This window comes from Paenibacillus sp. LS1, assembly GCF_026013365.1.
Taxonomy (GTDB): Bacteria; Bacillota; Bacilli; order Paenibacillales; family Paenibacillaceae; genus Paenibacillus.
In genome coordinates, this window is the sequence record NZ_JAPDOE010000006.1 from 268,409 (window position 1) to 286,624 (window position 18,216).

Annotated in this window: 19 protein-coding genes and 1 riboswitch; all 19 genes read left to right on the forward strand. The window is 47.0% G+C overall.

Features of this window, described 5'->3' with window-relative positions; all coding sequences use genetic code 11:
• Positions 1-129: 129 nt before the first annotated feature.
• The 19 genes from OM416_RS21605 to spoIID all read left to right on the forward strand — a co-directional run bounded on the left by OM416_RS21605 (position 130) and on the right by spoIID (position 17,949).
• Entirely contained in the window at positions 130-690 is a 561-nt protein-coding gene (locus tag OM416_RS21605) for a manganese efflux pump MntP family protein (RefSeq protein ID WP_264932832.1), read from the forward strand.
• Between the two features lie 58 nt (positions 691-748).
• Positions 749-1,321 carry a low molecular weight protein arginine phosphatase gene (locus OM416_RS21610; protein WP_062836957.1) on the forward strand — a complete coding sequence of 191 codons (573 nt, stop codon included), beginning with the start codon at positions 749-751 and terminating at the stop codon, positions 1,319-1,321.
• A gap of 96 nt (positions 1,322-1,417) precedes the next feature.
• A riboswitch (ZMP/ZTP riboswitch) is annotated at positions 1,418-1,499 on the forward strand.
• A gap of 141 nt (positions 1,500-1,640) precedes the next feature.
• Positions 1,641-2,234 carry a TIGR01440 family protein gene (locus tag OM416_RS21615; protein WP_264932834.1) on the forward strand — a complete coding sequence of 198 codons (594 nt, stop codon included), beginning with the start codon at positions 1,641-1,643 and terminating at the stop codon, positions 2,232-2,234.
• Between the two features lie 41 nt (positions 2,235-2,275).
• Positions 2,276-3,523, forward strand: coding sequence for a serine hydroxymethyltransferase (glyA, locus tag OM416_RS21620; protein ID WP_167350929.1), 1,248 nt, complete (start codon positions 2,276-2,278; stop codon positions 3,521-3,523).
• A 424-nt stretch (positions 3,524-3,947) separates the two neighbouring features.
• Positions 3,948-4,577, forward strand: coding sequence for a uracil phosphoribosyltransferase (gene upp, locus OM416_RS21625; protein WP_017691929.1), 630 nt, complete (start codon positions 3,948-3,950; stop codon positions 4,575-4,577).
• A gap of 50 nt (positions 4,578-4,627) precedes the next feature.
• On the forward strand, positions 4,628-5,785 hold the full coding sequence (gene wecB / locus OM416_RS21630) for a non-hydrolyzing UDP-N-acetylglucosamine 2-epimerase (RefSeq protein ID WP_062836960.1): 1,158 nt from the start codon (positions 4,628-4,630) through the stop codon (positions 5,783-5,785).
• Positions 5,786-5,971: 186 nt separating this feature from the next.
• Positions 5,972-6,226 (forward strand): AtpZ/AtpI family protein, encoded by a 255-nt coding sequence (locus tag OM416_RS21635; protein ID WP_024632723.1) that lies wholly within the window; start codon positions 5,972-5,974, stop codon positions 6,224-6,226.
• Positions 6,219-6,596 (forward strand): ATP synthase subunit I, encoded by a 378-nt coding sequence (locus tag OM416_RS21640; RefSeq protein ID WP_062836961.1) that lies wholly within the window; start codon positions 6,219-6,221, stop codon positions 6,594-6,596. The genes OM416_RS21635 and OM416_RS21640 overlap by 8 nt, the downstream gene beginning before the upstream one ends.
• 44 nt (positions 6,597-6,640) lie before the next feature.
• Positions 6,641-7,459 (forward strand): F0F1 ATP synthase subunit A, encoded by an 819-nt coding sequence (atpB, locus tag OM416_RS21645; RefSeq protein ID WP_264932846.1) that lies wholly within the window; start codon positions 6,641-6,643, stop codon positions 7,457-7,459.
• Between the two features lie 78 nt (positions 7,460-7,537).
• Entirely contained in the window at positions 7,538-7,762 is a 225-nt protein-coding gene (gene atpE / locus OM416_RS21650) for a F0F1 ATP synthase subunit C (protein WP_017691934.1), read from the forward strand.
• Positions 7,763-7,877: 115 nt separating this feature from the next.
• Positions 7,878-8,366 carry a F0F1 ATP synthase subunit B gene (atpF, locus tag OM416_RS21655; RefSeq protein ID WP_145324424.1) on the forward strand — a complete coding sequence of 163 codons (489 nt, stop codon included), beginning with the start codon at positions 7,878-7,880 and terminating at the stop codon, positions 8,364-8,366.
• Complete coding sequence (locus OM416_RS21660; RefSeq protein ID WP_062836964.1) at positions 8,363-8,911, forward strand: F0F1 ATP synthase subunit delta; 549 nt, start codon at positions 8,363-8,365, stop codon at positions 8,909-8,911. The genes atpF and OM416_RS21660 overlap by 4 nt, the downstream gene beginning before the upstream one ends.
• A 16-nt stretch (positions 8,912-8,927) precedes the next feature.
• Positions 8,928-10,442: a F0F1 ATP synthase subunit alpha gene (gene atpA, locus OM416_RS21665; protein WP_047840700.1), complete on the forward strand. Its 1,515-nt coding sequence runs from the start codon at positions 8,928-8,930 to the stop codon at positions 10,440-10,442.
• 129 nt (positions 10,443-10,571) lie between these two features.
• The gene (gene atpG / locus OM416_RS21670; RefSeq protein ID WP_036612560.1) at positions 10,572-11,444 is read left to right on the forward strand and encodes an ATP synthase F1 subunit gamma; all 873 of its coding nucleotides are present in this window, start codon (positions 10,572-10,574) and stop codon (positions 11,442-11,444) included.
• 94 nt (positions 11,445-11,538) lie between these two features.
• Positions 11,539-12,942 (forward strand): F0F1 ATP synthase subunit beta, encoded by a 1,404-nt coding sequence (atpD, locus tag OM416_RS21675; protein ID WP_047840699.1) that lies wholly within the window; start codon positions 11,539-11,541, stop codon positions 12,940-12,942.
• A 60-nt stretch (positions 12,943-13,002) separates the two neighbouring features.
• Entirely contained in the window at positions 13,003-13,407 is a 405-nt protein-coding gene (locus tag OM416_RS21680; protein WP_264932855.1) for a F0F1 ATP synthase subunit epsilon, read from the forward strand.
• Between the two features lie 607 nt (positions 13,408-14,014).
• A complete protein-coding gene (locus tag OM416_RS21685; RefSeq protein ID WP_076332551.1) occupies positions 14,015-14,272 on the forward strand; it encodes a DUF1146 family protein in 258 nt (85 codons plus the stop codon).
• A gap of 521 nt (positions 14,273-14,793) precedes the next feature.
• On the forward strand, positions 14,794-16,140 hold the full coding sequence (gene murA / locus OM416_RS21690) for a UDP-N-acetylglucosamine 1-carboxyvinyltransferase (protein ID WP_264932890.1): 1,347 nt from the start codon (positions 14,794-14,796) through the stop codon (positions 16,138-16,140).
• 468 nt (positions 16,141-16,608) lie between these two features.
• Positions 16,609-17,949, forward strand: coding sequence for a stage II sporulation protein D (gene spoIID / locus OM416_RS21695; protein ID WP_264932858.1), 1,341 nt, complete (start codon positions 16,609-16,611; stop codon positions 17,947-17,949).
• Positions 17,950-18,216: the final 267 nt, after the last annotated feature.

The window sequence follows — 18,216 nt, forward strand, 5'->3', positions numbered from 1 at the left end:
CAACATCAAGATACCTATAAAGCCGGTATCCAACCATAGATCCGTCGCCGTTTACCTTTCATCGGTCATGTTTAAGTCCTTGTCCGCATAACGTGTACAAGAACCTTTACGTGACTTGGGGGTATGGGGATGTGGGATGTGTCTGCCCATGTAGGGCAGTTGGTAACCATTTTGATCATGGCTGTTGCGCTTGGCCTCGATGCGTTCTCGCTCGGAATCGGAATTGGCATGAAGGGCATTCGGCTGCGGGATGTAATGCGGATCAGTACAGTAACAGCGCTGTTTCATATCATCATGCCGCTCATCGGCATGTACATGGGCAAATACGTCAGCTCGCTGCTGGGTGACATTACGACCTATGCGGCAGGTGGATTGCTTATCCTGCTGGGCGGTCATATGATTCTGAATGCATTCCGAGAAGGCGATACGAAGCTGGTGGACCACCGTTCCCTGCTCGGCGTCGTTTTGTTCTCCCTCAGTGTAAGTGTAGATTCGTTTTCCGTGGGTGTTTCACTAGGAATGTTCAGCAGTGATCTGGTATTGACCGTACTTGCTTTCGGGGTGTGTGGCGGGCTGATGTCGGTTATGGGCCTGCTATTAGGGCGCCGGGTGAGTCATAATCTTGGTGATTACGGCGAAGCTATTGGTGGCGCAATCTTGCTTGCGTTTGGACTTTTGTTTATATTTTAGAATAAAACTTGAGAAATCATATCATTCGCATCATATGTAAAATGGGGAGGCTAACACAATGAAACATATTTTATTCGTATGTACAGGAAATACGTGCCGCAGCCCCATGGCAGAGGGGCTTTTGCGAAAGTTGGCATCGGAACGCGGCATTCAGGTAGAGGTTCGCTCCGCAGGTGTGGCAGCAACGTCGGGTATGCCGATTTCCCGTCATGCCGAAGCGGTGTTGAGAGATCACAACGTTGAGGGTCCACCTCATTCCACACAACTTAGCTCCAACTTGGTAGGTTGGGCTGACCTGGTTCTTACATTAACTCGGAGTCATAAGCAGCATGTCATGCAGGTGTTTCCCGACTCGGTCCACAAAACCTATACATTGAAAGAATATGTGGAAGATGATGAACAGGTATTAAATGATGTTCAGGAATTGGACAGCCTGTTTGCGACGCTGGAGATGAAACGTGCCCTTGGGCAAGAAATCTTGGCATCAGAGCGTGAGCGAGCTATCGAGATCAGGCAACGGATTCCAAGTTTCGACATTTCTGATCCGTTTGGCGGCAGCCGTGATGATTACAATATCGCTGCGGCCGAGATTCGGACTGCATTGGACCGGCTTTTGGATAAGCTGGGATAATTCTGATCCTGCGGGGCAGGTTATAAAAACAGGACACATGATGTAAATTAACCGTTGATTTTAGGCGCGGGTTGTTTTATGATGAAGGGGAAAACAGGGATCCGGTGTAACTGGCGACGAAGTGGGCATAACCACGATGGAGCACCGGAACAAACGGCCGGTCGCCTGGGCAAAAGAGCAATTCTGCGTTACCCGCAGACTGCTCTTTTTTTCGTCTTTCATCTGATTATTCGCTATAATAGTACCTGAGATGCCGTGCAAGAATACGAAGGACAACCAAGAGAAAGCGGGCATGATTTTATCGGGAGGCGATGATAGGATGACTATTGAGTTAGATTCGGAACAACCCGGATTGCAGGAACAGACCGCATCCATTCTGCATGAACTGGCGCTTGCCGGACAGCTTGGGCCTGGACAGATCGTTGTGATCGGTACAAGCACAAGTGAAGTCGCAGGCCAGCGGATTGGTACGAGTGGTGCCATTGAGGTGGCGCAGCAGCTTCTTGCGGGTATACGCGAGGTGCAGGAGGAGTTCGGTTTTGACACAGTATTCCAATGTTGTGAGCATCTGAACCGTGCGTTAGTAATGGAACGTTCTGTGCTTACTCGTCTTGGATTGACTGAAGTTATTGCAGTACCCGTGCCCAAGGCCGGAGGTTCAATGGCATCCGCAGCATATCGTTCGCTGACCGATCCATGCCTGGCTGAACATGTGCAGGCCCATGCGGGACTGGACATTGGGGAGACGATGATTGGCATGCATCTAAGGCATGTAGCCGTACCTTTTCGTACAGCGCTCCGTTATGTTGGAGATGCACGTGTGACCACAGCGTTGACTCGTCCGAAGTTGATTGGCGGCGAACGCGCGGTGTATCGTATGGAAGAACAACCAGATTCGACATTTTGTGACTAACATATTCAACCTACTTCACTATACTTGGGAGGAATTTAATCATGGAACAATTGCGCAAGAATGACCCGGCAGTACTGGAAGCGATGAATCTTGAACTGAAACGTCAACAGAACAACATCGAACTGATTGCATCCGAGAACATCGTAAGTGAAGCAGTAATCGAAGCATTGGGATCTGTTCTGACCAACAAGTACGCTGAAGGATATCCAGGTAAACGTTACTATGGCGGTTGTGAGCATGTGGACATCGTTGAAGACATCGCGCGTGATCGTGCAAAAGAATTGTTCGGAGCAGAACACGTGAATGTTCAACCTCACTCCGGTGCACAAGCAAACATGGCAGTATATCTTGCAGCGTTGAAACCTGGTGATACTGTACTTGGTATGAACCTTGCCCATGGTGGACACCTCACACACGGTAGCCCGGTTAACGCATCCGGTTTGCTTTACAACTTCGTAGCATACGGCGTACAGGAAGATACATTCCTGATTGATTATGATGAAGTGCGCAAAGCGGCTTTTAAACACCGCCCTCGTCTGATCGTTGCAGGTGCAAGTGCATATCCGCGCACCATTGATTTTGAAAAGCTTGCTTCCATCGCAAATGATGTAGGTGCGTTGTTCATGGTGGACATGGCTCACATCGCAGGACTGGTTGCAGCTGGTTTGCATCCAAGCCCAGTTCCACATGCGCATTTCGTAACAACAACAACACACAAAACGCTGCGTGGACCTCGTGGTGGTATGATTCTGTGCCGCAAAGCGTGGGCAGCAGCAATTGATAAAGCCGTATTCCCTGGTTCCCAAGGTGGACCTCTGATGCACGTGATCGCTTCCAAAGCGGTAGCGTTCGGTGAAGCTTTGCAACCATCGTTCAAAACGTATGCAGAGAATGTTGTGAAAAACGCACAGGTTCTGGCTGAAACACTGATCGCTGAAGGATTGAACATCGTATCCGGTGGTACAGATAACCACTTGATGCTGATCGACACACGCAGCGTGAACATCACTGGTAAGGAAGCTGAGCATGTGCTCGATTCCATCGGCATTACCGTGAACAAAAATGCAATTCCATTCGACCCTACAAGCCCGTTTGTAACGAGCGGTATTCGAATTGGTACACCTGCTGCAACTTCCCGTGGTATGAACGAAGAAGCTATGGTAGCGATCGGTAAGATCATTGCCAAAACGCTGAAAAATCCAAAAGATACAGCGAAGCTGGATGAAGCGCGTGCAGAAGTGACTGCACTGACAGACCAATTCCCGCTCTATACAGATCTTAAATACTAAAAAAAATTGCTCATGCTGTTTGTATTTGAGTTTCTCTAAAATGTAATACAAAATAACGAAGCAGACAGAATGAGGCCGTAGAAGCGAAGCGTTCGCATTTATTCCCGAATTTACACCTTTATAAGGTGATTCATAAAATTCGGGAATAACAGCGATCGAAGGAGCATTCTGGTGGCGGAGTGCAATTGTATTTATCATTTCCTTATCTCAATAACACAACAGCATGAGTAAAACAGGACCGGATGGATCATTTTCCGGTCCTGTTTTTTATAGGATTCGGTATTCTGTAATGATTGCGTGCCCTTTGATGGTGTAATTCGTTGTTGGTGATGATATAATATACAGGATTTATCGAGCCCATGAATGGTGGCTAGGTATATTTGGAAATGCTGAACATGAAGAACTTACCGGAGGGACAAATTAGATGGGAAAATTAGTAATATGTGATCACCCTTTGATTCAACACAAACTGACGTTTATACGCGACATGCGTACGAATACGAAAGATTTTCGTGAATTGGTGGATGAAGTAGCAACGTTGATGGCTTATGAGATTACAAGAGATGTGGAACTGGAAACGATTGATGTACAGACACCTGTAGCTGCAACACAAGGTAAAGTCATCTCTGGACGTATGCTCGGACTGGTGCCGATTCTGCGTGCAGGACTCGGAATGCTGGATGGCGTTGTGAAATTGTTGCCAGCGGCAAAAGTTGGACATGTTGGTCTGTTCCGTGACCCGGAAACACTGCAACCGGTAGAATACTACACCAAACTGCCTACAGACGTGACAGAGCGTCAATTGATTGTGATTGATCCGATGCTCGCGACTGGCGGTTCGGCAATTGCAGCCATTGACGTGCTCAAAAAACGTGGCTGTACTCAAATTAAGATGATGAACCTGGTGGCAGCACCGGAAGGCGTTAAAGCTGTACAGGATGCACATCCCGATGTGGATATCTATGTAGCAGCACTGGACGACCGTCTGGATGATCATGGTTACATCGTTCCAGGACTTGGAGATGCAGGAGACCGTCTATACGGCACTAAATAAGCATATTGCATGCTTGTAATCGGAACTTATAGAAAAGGGGCTTTGCTCGAATGTCCAAAAAAATTAAAGTCATGACGATCTTCGGGGTGCGTCCGGAAGCCATCAAGATGGCTCCGCTGATTTTGGAATTGCAAAAACATCCCGAGTCTATTGAATCTATTGTTTGCGTAACTGCGCAGCATCGCCAAATGTTGGATCAGGTACTTGAAGTTTTCGACATTCATCCCGATTATGATCTGGATGTGATGAAAGACCGCCAGACATTGAATGAAATTACAATTCGTGTACTTGGTGGTCTGGAGCCGGTGTTAGCCGAAGCTAAGCCAGATATTGTACTGGTTCACGGAGATACATTGACTACCTTTGTAGCGAGCTATGCAGCATTCCTGCAACAGATTCAGGTGGGACATGTGGAAGCGGGGCTACGGACGTGGAACAAGCTGTCTCCATATCCGGAAGAGATGAACCGTCAACTGACGGGAGTACTGGCTGATCTACACTTTGCGCCTACGGATTGGTCTTCTTCCAATCTTGCCAAAGAAAATAAATCGGAGTCTAGTACGTACGTCACAGGCAACACGGTAACAGATGTGTTTCAATATACAGTACGGGAGGACTACAAGCACCCGGTACTTGATTGGGCCCAAGGCAAGCGCCTTGTGCTGATGACAGCTCATCGCCGTGAATCTCAAGGCGAGCCTCACCGCAACATTTTCCAGGCCGTCAAACGGATTGCCGACGAATTCGAAGATATTGCCATCGTGTACCCGGTGCATCCAAGTCCTGCTGTGAAGGAGCCGGCTCACGCGATCTTGGGGAATCATCCCCGTATTCAATTAATTGATCCACTAGACGTGGTGGATTTGCATAACTTTTACCCGCATACTCACTTGATTTTGACCGATTCAGGCGGTTTGCAGGAAGAAGCGCCTTCGTTTGGTGTGCCTGTACTCGTATTGCGCGATACAACAGAGCGCCCGGAAGGTATTGAAGCTGGAACGCTGGAACTGGTTGGTACCGAAGAGGAACGTGTATATGAACGGACCAAAGCTCTGCTTACAGACGAAACACTGTATGCAAGCATGAGCCAGGCTGCTAATCCATACGGTGATGGACATGCTTCGGAAAGAATTGTCAATGCGATTTTGCATCATTTCGGTGTAAATAGTGACCGTCCGGAATCATTTCACAGAAAATTCAAAAAATAATACATTTTTTCTGACGGATTTATAAAGGGTATAGCATACAGTTAAACTGTACGGTTTACGCGGGTTTATGGGCTTTGAGGGTCTATATTCCCGTCGTTTTACCCTTTAAAACGCTAAAATCATTCAATTGACAAAGGCTCTCATCATTCAGTAAAATTAACTGGGATTGCAAGGGTGGCGTGGAAAATGGCCGATTCGAACAAACCAAATTCATCCCGTAACCATGACGATAATGTATGGAAAGCGATGGGACTCGTGACAGCTTTTGGGATCGAGATTGCCATTCTCGCTGTTGCCGGATATTACGCTGGCTCCTGGTTGGACAAGACCATTGGAGGTAACGGAATATGGATCGCCGTAAGCGTTCTCTTTTTTCTTGCGGCAGGCGGTGTAAGCATCTACTTTATCGCGAAAAAATTCATGGGGGAAAGTGATGAGTGAACTAACCAGATACCGCAGATCGATGACTGTTTTCATCATGTACTTTCTTATGATTTGTTTTCTCGCAGCGGCCTTTATGCCACGTGTGGAGACAATTGCTTTGGGACTAGCCCTGGGTACAGGAATTAGCTGGATCAATGCATTTTACTTGGGCTACAAAGTAAGGAAAATGTCTGATGATGCGGCAGAAGGTAACTTGAAGCGTGTGAACCTGGGATTTTTGACAAGAGCGGCACTCGCTGTGCTCGGTATATTCATATCGATGCGCTTCCCGCAGTACTTCAATACATATGCGGTTGCAGGCGGTCTCGTCATTGCACAATTTTCCTTACTGATTATAGGGATTGTCCATTCCCGCAGAGCAGAATGATTTAGGTGCTGCAGCTTTCAAGTCGAGAAAGGGGTGAGAAAAATATGCATGAAGCTCCAATTATTATGCTTGGCGGATTTCGACTGGATCTATCGGTTCTGTTGATGCTGGTTGTTACAGGTGCAATTGTTTTTATTTTTGCTGTTCTGGCAACAAGAAGATTATCCGTTGAAAACCCCGGCAAGCTGCAAAATTTTATGGAGTGGGCAGTAGAATTCGTCCGCAATCTGATTTCCAGTACAATGGATATGAAGAAAGGTAAACATTTTATCTCTCTCGCTCTTTCCATGATTATGTTCATTTTTGTAGGGAACATGCTCGGTCTTCCGCTCGTGGCTGTATCTGAAGTAACAGATGTTAATCAGGCACAGGTATTCGGTCAGCCGATCGTTACAGCGGTGGAGGCGTTTGAAGAAGCGCATGCCAAGGACCCGGAAGCACACCCACACGTTGAACTGGCCTGGTGGAAATCACCGACAGCCGACTTGTCTGTAACGATGGGACTCGCTCTCGTAGCGTTCCTTGTATCTCATGGACTCGGATTGTTCCGCAACACCAAAGGATATCTCCAGCATTACCTTAAGCCATTCGCTTTGTTCTTGCCAATCAACTTGATTGAGACGGCATCCAAGCTGTTGACACACGGTATGCGTCTATTCGCGAATATCTTTGCGGGTGAGGTACTGATCGCAACGATCCTGAAACTGACCACATTCAAAGTGTTTGGTGCTATTGCAGCGATTCCGCTACTAATGGTGTGGCAAGGCTTTAGTATCTTTATCGGTGCGATCCAGGCATTTGTGTTTGTTATCTTGATGATGGTGTACATTTCACAGAGCATCGAGACGCACGACGAGCATTAAGTTTCAAGCCCTACGAAGATTTCTTCACCAGGCTGAACAATAAAAAATTCGATTTATCATTTTAAGGAGGATATACAAATGGGAGCAATGGCATTAATCGCAGCAGCAATTGTTGCAGGACTGGGCGCGTTTGGCGCTGGTATTGGTAACGGTATGGTAATCAGCAAAACGGTGGAAGGTATTGCCCGTCAACCGGAAGCAAAATCCACTCTTCAAACAACAATGTTTATCGGTGTAGGTTTGATCGAGGTATTGCCGATCATCGGTGTGGTACTCGCGTTCATGTTCTACGGTATGGCTTAATTAAATTTTAAAGGTTTGGCGGGGAAGGCCATAGCCATCCGCGCCTTCTTTTTAGGTAATGTCTGCTACGTGCAGATGAATGTTCCAAGGATACCTCCAGGAAGGAGTGAACAGATTGAGTTTCATATGGGAAAATACGCTTCTTGCGATTGTTGCATTCGCAATTTTATATTGGCTGCTTAGCCGTTATGCTTTCGGTCCTTTGTTCTCCATTATGGAAAAACGTCGTGAACTCGTGTTGACGCAGATGAATGAGGCTGCACAGACTCGGGAACAGGCCATCGCCTATGTGGAGGAACAAAAACAAGCTCTTGAGCAAGCGCGCCAAGATGCTTACGACATCATTGAACAATCCAAACAAACGGGTGGCAAACAAGCTGAATCGATCTTGGCTGATGCGAAAGCAGAAGCTAATCGTCTGAAAGACGATGCAGTACGCGAGATCGAGAGCGAGAAGAACAAAGCAGTCGCAGCACTTCGCAGCGAACTGGGTACAGCTTCCGTTCAGATTGCATCCAAGTTGATCAAAAAAGAAGTTGAGAACGGTCCTGCACAAGAAGAGCTTGTGAACCAATACCTCAATGAGGTAGGAGGCCGACAATGAGCCGCGATACGATTGTTGCCAAGCGTTATGCGAAAGCATTGTTCGAAGTTGCTCTTCAGCAACAGCAGGTGCTTGAGGTTGAACAGGAACTGGTTGCAGTAGTCAGTGCATTGACCGGAGATGCAGATATCGAGAAATTTATCGTATCCCCTAATATTTCTGATGAAGCCAAACAGAACGTGCTTCACTCAAGTCTTGATGGTAAGGTATCCGAGTCAGTCCTTCGTACAGTCTTGTTGTTGATTGAACGCGGACGCGTTGAATTGCTGGGAGATTTGCTGAATGATTATCGGAAGATCCAAGGTGAGTCACTCGGCATCGCTGATGCGCGTGTCTACTCAACTTATGCATTGAATGATGAAGAAAAAGAAGCGGTAGCCCGTGAATTCGGAGGCCGTGTGAATAAAAAGATTCGTATCGAGAACATTGTTGATCCGACTCTGCTGGGCGGATTGAAAGTCGCCATTGGCGATACGATCTATGACGGCAGCTTGGCTGGCAAGCTCGAACGTCTTGAGCAGTCTTTTAACAGACGAGTACAGTAGATTGGGGTGAGGACACTTGAGTATCAAACCAGAAGAAATCAGTACATTAATTAAGAGCCAAATCGAACAATACAAGACCGATATCGATGTAGTCGAAGTCGGAACGGTAATCGAGGTTGGTGATGGTATCGCTCGTGTTTACGGACTTGAGAACGTCATGTCCAACGAGTTGGTTGAATTCCCAAGCGGTGTTATGGGACTCGCCATGAACGTGGAAGAAAGCAATGTCGGTGTCGTTATCCTGGGACCTTACTACGATATTCGTGAAGGCGACCAAGTGAAACGTACTGGACAAATCATGCAAGTGCCTGTAGGCGAAGCATTGATTGGACGCGTTGTGAACCCACTCGGTATTCCAGTAGATGGCAAAGGGCCAATCGCTACAACGGAATTCCGTCCAGTTGAAGGTAAAGCACCAGGCGTAATGGATCGTAAATCGGTTCATGAGCCGATGCAAACAGGTATCAAAGCCATTGATGCAATGGTTCCAATCGGTCGTGGACAACGTGAGTTGATCATCGGTGACCGTCAAACAGGTAAAACATCCATCGCAATTGATGCGATCCTGAACCAAAAAGGTAGCGGCATGAAGTGTATCTACGTGGCTATTGGTCAGAAACAGTCTACGGTTGCTCAAGTTGTGGAAACTCTTCGTCGTAAAGGCGCAATGGAGTACACGATTGTTGTAACTGCAGCAGCTTCCGATCCATCACCACTCTTGTACATCGCACCGTATTCCGGTTGTTCGATGGGTGAGTACTTCATGTACAAAGGCGAGCACGTTCTGGTTATCTATGATGACTTGACCAAACAAGCCTCTGCATACCGTGAGCTTTCCTTGTTGCTTCGTCGTCCACCGGGCCGTGAGGCTTATCCGGGTGACGTCTTCTACCTGCACTCCCGTTTGCTGGAGCGTGCTGCGAAGCTGAATGATGAACTTGGTGGTGGTTCTTTAACCGCACTTCCGTTTATTGAAACACAAGCTTCCGACGTATCTGCATACATTCCAACGAACGTAATCTCCATTACGGACGGACAAATCTTCCTGGAAGCTGACTTGTTCAATGCTGGACAACGCCCGGCGATCAACGTAGGTATTTCCGTATCCCGTGTCGGTGGTTCTGCTCAGATTAAAGCGATGAAAAAGGTTGCAGGTTCCCTGCGTCTCGACCTCGCTCAATATCGTGAGCTTCAAGCGTTCTCCCAGTTCGGTTCCGATCTGGATAAAGCGACTCAGGCCCGTCTGAATCGTGGTGCACGCATGATGGAAATCCTGAAGCAAGGTGTTAACCAGCCTTTGCCTGTTGAACAACAGGTTGTCAGCTTATACACCGCGGTTAAAGGATTCCTGGATGAGATTCCAACAGGTGATGTTACTCGTTTCGAGCGTGAGTTCCTCGCGTTCATGGAGAGCAGCCATCCGGAGATTCTCGCATCCATCCGTGATACTAAAGAACTGACTGCAGACAACGAAAATGCACTGAAAGGTGCAATTGAGAAGTTCAGAAAGAGCTTTGCTGTCTCTGTCTAAATAAATGATTGCAGGTGCGGAGTTGTCTAACTGATTCCGCATGTCTGCATGTAATACTTTGACTCTGTCAAAAAAGATGATGCTTACGAAGTAACTTTGGCTCTGCCAAAGTTTTGAGGTGGTGAAATCATGGCAAAAGGCATGCGCGAAATTAAGCGGCAAATTAAAAGCGTACAAAGCACCAAGCAAATCACCAAAGCAATGGAGATGGTAGCTGCTGCAAAACTGCGTAAAGCGCAGGAAAAAGCGGAAGCAGCCCGTCCTTATTCGGAGAAGCTGAAAGAAGTTGTAGCTAGTATTGCATCAAGCACGCAAGGTATACAGCATCCGATGCTGGAGAGCCGTCCGGTCAAAAAGACAGCTTACCTGATCATTACATCGGACCGTGGTCTTGCAGGTGGATACAATGCGAACGTTTTGCGTCAGGTTAATCAGACGCTCAAAGAGCGCCACAACTCTCAGGATGACTACGAATTGTTCGTCATTGGACGTAAAGGACGCGATTACTTCAGACGTCGTGAAATTGCGATGGCATCCACAACAACGGATCTGTCGGATTCTCCTTCATTTGCAGATATCAAATCCATCGCACACGAAGCTGTTCATGGGTTTGAACTGGCTGAATTTGATGAATTGTACATTTGTTATAACCGCTTTGTGAATGCGTTGACCCAGATTCCTACGGTAGAAAAACTTCTTCCGATGGAAACACCTGAGGTAACTGCTGCGGAAGGACCAACGGCAAGCTACGAATACGAGCCGTCTGCTGAAGCTGTACTGGAGGTTTTGCTTCCGCGTTACGCGGAAACGCTGATCTATGGTGCACTTCTGAACGGTAAGGCAAGTGAGCTCGGCGCGAAAATGACGGCAATGGGTAATGCAACCAAAAATGCATCCAAACTCATTAATGACTTGTCATTGACTTACAACCGTGCCCGTCAAGCGGCGATTACGCAGGAGATTACGGAAATTGTGGCAGGTGCCAACGCAGCACAAGGCTAACCGTTTTTTATTAATGAAGGCTTGCAGAGCAAAGATAAACGAACGGTACATTATTTTTGCAAAAGTAGCAGGCTTGTAGGAGGGGAACGTTAAGATGAACAAAGGACGCGTTGTGAGCATCATGGGTCCGGTTGTTGACGTCGAGTTTGATCGCGGCGGTCTGCCGGAAATCCTCAATGCCATTACGATCACTACAGTAAGTGAGAGCGGCGTTAGTGTAAACCTTACACTCGAAGCTTCGAAACATCTGGGTGACAACCGAGTACGTTGTATTGCGATGTCCTCCACGGATGGACTTGTTCGTGGTATGGAAGCTTTAGATACAGGAGCGCCAATCTCTGTACCCGTCGGAGAAGCAACACTGGGTCGTGTATTTAACGTACTCGGCGAAGCAATTGATACTGGCGGTGCTGTAGCTGCTGAGCACAAGAACCCGATTCACCGTTCAGCACCTGCATTTGATGAACTGACTACCCAAGCAGAAATGCTGGAGACAGGAATCAAAGTTATCGACTTGCTCGCACCTTACGCTAAAGGTGGTAAAATTGGCCTCTTCGGTGGTGCAGGTGTAGGTAAGACGGTAACGATTCAGGAATTGATCAACAACATCGCACAAGAGCACGGCGGTATCTCTGTATTCGCGGGTGTTGGTGAGCGTACACGTGAAGGTAATGACTTGTATCACGAGATGAGTGATTCCGGCGTTATCAACAAAACAGCAATGGTCTTCGGACAAATGAACGAGCCTCCAGGCGCACGTCTTCGTGTAGCCCTCACAGGTCTGACGATGGCGGAATACTTCCGTGATGAAGAAGGCCGTGACGTGTTGCTCTTTATCGATAACATCTTCCGTTTCACCCAAGCCGGTTCAGAAGTATCTGCCTTGCTTGGACGTATGCCTTCCGCGGTAGGTTACCAACCTACGCTGGCAACAGAAATGGGTCAACTGCAAGAACGTATCACTTCAACGAAAAAAGGTTCTGTAACATCCATCCAGGCCATCTACGTGCCTGCGGATGACTACACTGACCCGGCTCCTGCAACGACGTTTGCTCACTTGGATGCAACGACGAACCTGGAGCGTAAAATTTCCGAGATGGGTATCTACCCTGCGGTAGATCCGCTGGCATCCAGCTCCCGGATCTTGTCCCCTGAAGTTGTAGGTGAAGAACACTACAGCGTAGCTCAAGGCGTTAAACGTATCTTGGCACGTTACAATGAATTGCAAGATATCATTGCGATCTTGGGTATGGACGAGTTGAGTGAGGAAGACAGAGCGCTTGTATATCGTGCTCGTAAAATCCAACGTTTCTTGTCCCAACCATTCCACGTTGCTGAAGCATTTAACGGTATTCCGGGTAAATACGTTCCGGTTAAAGAAACGGTGCGCAGCTTTAAAGAGATTCTCGAAGGTAAGTATGATGATCTTCCGGAAGCAGCTTTCCTCTTTGTTGGTACAATTGAAGAGGCAGTGGAGAAAGCCAAAACACTGGTTTAGTCTGAATCCAGGATTGTCCTTATGTGGGCTATCCTTCGGATAGTTTCAGGAGGGATGGAATTGAGCACCTTTTTGTTGGAAATTGTAACACCTGAGCGTCTGGTCTATTCAGAACAAGTGGATAGTATCACGGCTCGTGGTATTGAAGGAGAACTGGGCATTCTGCCTGGTCATATTCCTATGGTTACACCTTTGCAGATTGCACCAATCTATATTCGTAACGGAAAAGAAAATAAACAAGTTGCTATCGGTGGCGGGTTTATTGAAGTACGTAAAGATAAGGTTGTTGTACTCGCGGAGAGTGCTGAATTCCCGGAAAGCATTGATGTGGATCGTGCGCGTGCGGCGAAAGAGCGGGCAGAACGTCGGCTTGCAAGCCAAAGCAATCAGGACCACTTTGATCACCGTCGTGCAGAGATTGCATTGCAAAAAGCGGTTAACCGGATCAATGTATTCGGCAAATAAACGATTCTTGGAAGCCCGGCGGCTTAGTCTGCCGGGCTTTTTTGAGTTTGTTTAATAGAATTGTTTTATCGAATATAGTAAAACAGCTGCCCTCAAATTCAATGACATTCCTTCATTAAACAGATGTTTCTTAAGAAGATTACTCACCGATTAGGAGGATTTGAATAGAATGTAGGACTAAAGTAGTGGGCGCATTTACCACTAGGAGAACCATTTTTTTCATGGAGGAATACAAATTATTTCCGAGGAAATGACAGAATCGATATCGAAATAGCGCTCTTTTATGTCGTTTTAGTCACAAAATCCCGGCATTTTAAAATTAAAATATTTTAGAAGTGGAAATCAATGTAATTGACAATGTATGATGAAAGAGCCTATATTCCATAGAGTCAGCAGAAGCAGGAAGCTGCGTAGTAGATTCCATAGTCATGCACAGCCGGATTGTTGCTGCTCGCCCTTTGGGCATCAGGAGATTCCTGCATGGCAGGAGTAAAACTGACAGTACGCTCAGTATGTTATGCTCAAGGCATTCCAGTACACTAACAAGTTATGGGTGCTGGGCATATGATATGCTGATCGCTGCAACAAATGTGGAGGTAATGAATATATGGATACTGATCTGACGAATCAGGTGAACCAGGCGCTGAGCACCAACGGCTTGGTCTCAATTATCGTCTCCCTGTTATGTATAGCGTTATCTTGGTGGGCTTTGCAGAATCTCAAACTCGATTTAATCATCAGACAGCCACGAGGTGCTCAGGGAAGACTGTTACATTTGTTGCTCGCCATCATTTTGGGGCACGCCGTTGCTGGCTTTGTCATTGACTACTTGTCTTGGACCCAAATGTTGAAGAATTTGTTTTAATGTTGAGATGGTTGGTTAATCATCTGTTAGGATCTTCAAGGAGCTCATTGTCGAATAACATCGATTAATTGTGTTAACAATTAGAGTATGAGTTGTCGGTAAAGAAATTAAGAAAAAAATGTGACGTGAAATTGGATGAATTTGAGATGTTTTATGTAAAAATGCTTGTATCGTACAATTCAACAATGTTATGATGGAAGTTAGGGAATTCACAATTGATCACTTATTTTGTAGTTATAAACGGGATATCCGGTTGATGCCGGCTAATAACCATCCCACTCTGTCTGCTCTGATGCTCTGCTGGCTTGTAAGACACTGATTTTACATGCTGAATAGCAAGATGCACGGCACATGGTATCATTGATATCGATTATAAAAACCAATTCTTTTCTGAACAGACATCTGTGGCAATATGCCAAAATATGTCGAAATTCCACACACAGCAATAGTCCTTTCTAGCATAGTGGGGCTTACGTATTCCGGAATGAAGAAAAGGGAATAAAAGCGCGGAGGGAACCATGATGAGCAAATTTATCGTCCGCGGTGGCAAAAGGTTGACCGGAAGTGTCAAAGTTAGCGGCGCTAAAAATTCTGTTCTTCCGATCATCGCTGCCTCTCTCTTAGGGGAAGAAGGACAAAGCGTTATTATTGACGCGCCTCCTCTAGACGATGTGATGACGATTAACAAGGTGTTGGAATCGCTGGGAGCGGGAGTTACATACCGGGACGAAGTGATTACCGTAAATGCGGAGAAACTTACTTCCTGTGAAGCCCCGTATGAATGGGTAAGTAAAATGCGGGCGTCTTTCCTGGTCATGGGGCCTTTGTTGACGCGAATGGGTCATACAAGAATCTCACTTCCTGGTGGATGTGCCATCGGTACACGACCTATTGATCAGCATTTGAAAGGTTTTGAAGCCATGGGCGCAGAGATCAGCTTGGGCCAAGGTTATATCGAAGCTCGTAGCCAAGGTCGGTTGCGTGGCGCGAAAATTTATCTGGATGTGGCTTCCGTAGGTGCCACTCAAAATATTATGATGGCTGCAACATTGGCCGAAGGTGTAACTGTTCTGGAGAATGCGGCAAAAGAACCTGAAATTGTGGATCTTGCCAACTTCTTGAATGGAATGGGTGCCATTGTACGTGGTGCTGGTACTGGAGTGATCCGCATCGAAGGTGTGGAGAAACTGACAGGCGTTACACACACAGTTATTCCGGATCGGGTAGAAGCTGGTACGTATATGGCTGCTGCTGCAATCTCTGGTGGTGACGTGTACATTGAAGGTGCGATCTCTGATCACCTGGGCTCCGTTATTGCGAAGCTTGAAGAGATGGGTGTAACGATCCAACCGGATGAGAATGGCGTGCGTGTAATCGCAGATCGTCCTCTTAAGGCTGTGGATGTAAAAACATTACCATACCCAGGATTCCCAACCGATATGCAATCCCAGATGATGGCACTCTTGCTCGCATCTGAAGGAACAAGTGTCGTGACAGAGACTGTTTTTGAAAACCGATTCATGCATGTGGATGAATTCCAATTGATGAATGCGGAGATCAAAGTTGAAGGACGTTCGTCCATCATCACAGGTAATGCCAAACTGAAGGGTGCCAAAGTAACGGCTACCGATTTGCGTGCGGGTGCCGCACTCATTATCGCAGGTCTTGTTGCTGAAGGTACAACGGAAGTGGGCGGTGTTCATCACATCGACCGTGGCTATGTACATCTCGCTGAGAAGCTCAACGGACTTGGCGCTGACATCTATCGGATTTCGGTTGATGAGCCCAAGCTGGAAGCAACCAAAGTACCTAGTGAAAAAGTGGAGAAAGAAGTACCTATGTTTAAGGTACAACCGACTTTGGCTTAACACTGGATTGATTTAAAAGAATACTGTTCTGTAATATGAGTCACACGGTTGTGTGGATTACGAATGCGACGGAACATATGTTGTAAAAGATGATAAAGCTAAGCCATCCGGCTTGGCTTTTTTTGTGTTTATTTTCAAGAAAATAACGAGACATTTAATACCTGATTCTATTAATAGCTGGTCCTAACTTGTATAGCATAACATCGTATTCTGTACCGATTCTGAACAAATTGAAAGAGCGTAGTTTTTAAGAAGTTTCATTTTCGAATAAACACCTATAATCAGCGACGAGTCAACGTTTTTTAGACCTACACGGCGATAGAAAGGTTGTAATTTAACGGAACGAAAAGGGCCTCGTTTCTCTTAAATCAGGTTCTATCAGATCGAGCCAGCTCATACTCTAAACTATGGATTTGAACAACACGACCGGCACTTAACCGGCCATAGACAACGGAGGGTTATATTCGAATGAAAGAAGCTCGTGTACAGGTAAAGGTACCCCTTGTCCCTCGCCCGGGTATGCAAGAGCCAGAGGAGAATGCCGTTGCTGGAGTGGAACAAGACAAGCTTGCCTCAGCGAACTTGAGGAATATTGCATCTCAGCCTGCAAAAATATCAAGTCCAAGACGGGTGTCGACAGATGAGCTAAACCGACAGGCAACCGAGCACATCCATATACCCGTTATTGAGCTGGACCACTTCCGCCGAGTGAAGCGTCGCCGAATGAGGACATTCGGACGAAAGCCCCGATGGGGACGCAATACGACGCGATGGCAACCTGCTGCCGCTGTATCTGCCTTATTGGCAATGGCATTACTGATTCCGGTAATTCTGGTATGGCCGCGGGCGAGCGAATCACCAAAGCCGATCCCTGCTCCAACAGATGCCAGCAGTACAAGAACCCCAGCTCCTGCGCCAGCGGTTCCTGTTACCTATCCCGAACCCCAAGTACGCGTATACCTGTCTGCAACGGGCACAACGATGAATCTGCCACTGGAAGACTATGTTACCGGCGTAGTGGCTGCTGAGATGCCAGCGGAATTCAGACTGGAGGCGTTAAAAGCGCAGGCCATTGCAGCTCGCACATTTATCGTACGAAGACTCGCTGCGAGTGATACAAGCGGTGTTCCATCGGGTACGGCGGATGTGACGGATACGGTCAGCCACCAGGTGTTTATTCCGCCAGATCAGGTGAAATCGGAATGGACTCGTCTGGGGAAGGCGAAGGAATGGGAGAAGCTGCAACAGGCTGTACGCGAAAGTCGAGATGCGGTCATGACATATCAGGGCAAAGCGATCACAGCTTCCTTTTTCTCTACAAGTAATGGATATACGGAGAATGCAGAAGATGTGTGGGGGAACGCTGTGCCATATCTGCAAAGTGTAGACAGTCCCTGGGATAAACACCTGGCACCCGGCTTCGAGCAGACGGTCACCATGAAGCGTAACGAGATTCTGCAGAAGCTAAACTTGGATGCCATTCCGGTTACTGCTCAGAAGGATGGATCATGGATTGAAGTATTATCTACCACCAAAGGACATCGGATTAAGGAAATGCAGATCGCCGGTGAAACATTCAGCGGACCCGAGGTCCGCAAGCTGCTTGGATTAAGATCCAGCCAGTTCAGTTGGAAGACCGCAGGTGACGAGGTGCAGATTACAACGTACGGATACGGACATGGGGTTGGTATGAGCCAATGGGGAGCAAACGGCATGGCGCAAGAGGGTCACACCGCCACCCAGATTCTCAAACACTACTATACCGGCATCTCATTCGGACAGGCATCCAAGATGCTGGCATCGAAGTAGGAGAGAAGTACAGGGATGGATAAAGCGAAATAATTCGAATGGGTAGGAATATGTGCGAATGTATGCAAATGTATGGGAATGAGAGCGGTTTAGGTTCGGAACTCATCAGACTTCCCATATACCATTGGCGCGCTAACGAATCTGAGAGACCTTATCAGGCGTTATCACAACGAATTGAAATTCTAACGAATCTCAGACACGTTATATCACGATATACCACCGAATTGGAGCCATAATAGCTCCCATAAGAGTAATTAGCGTGTCTAG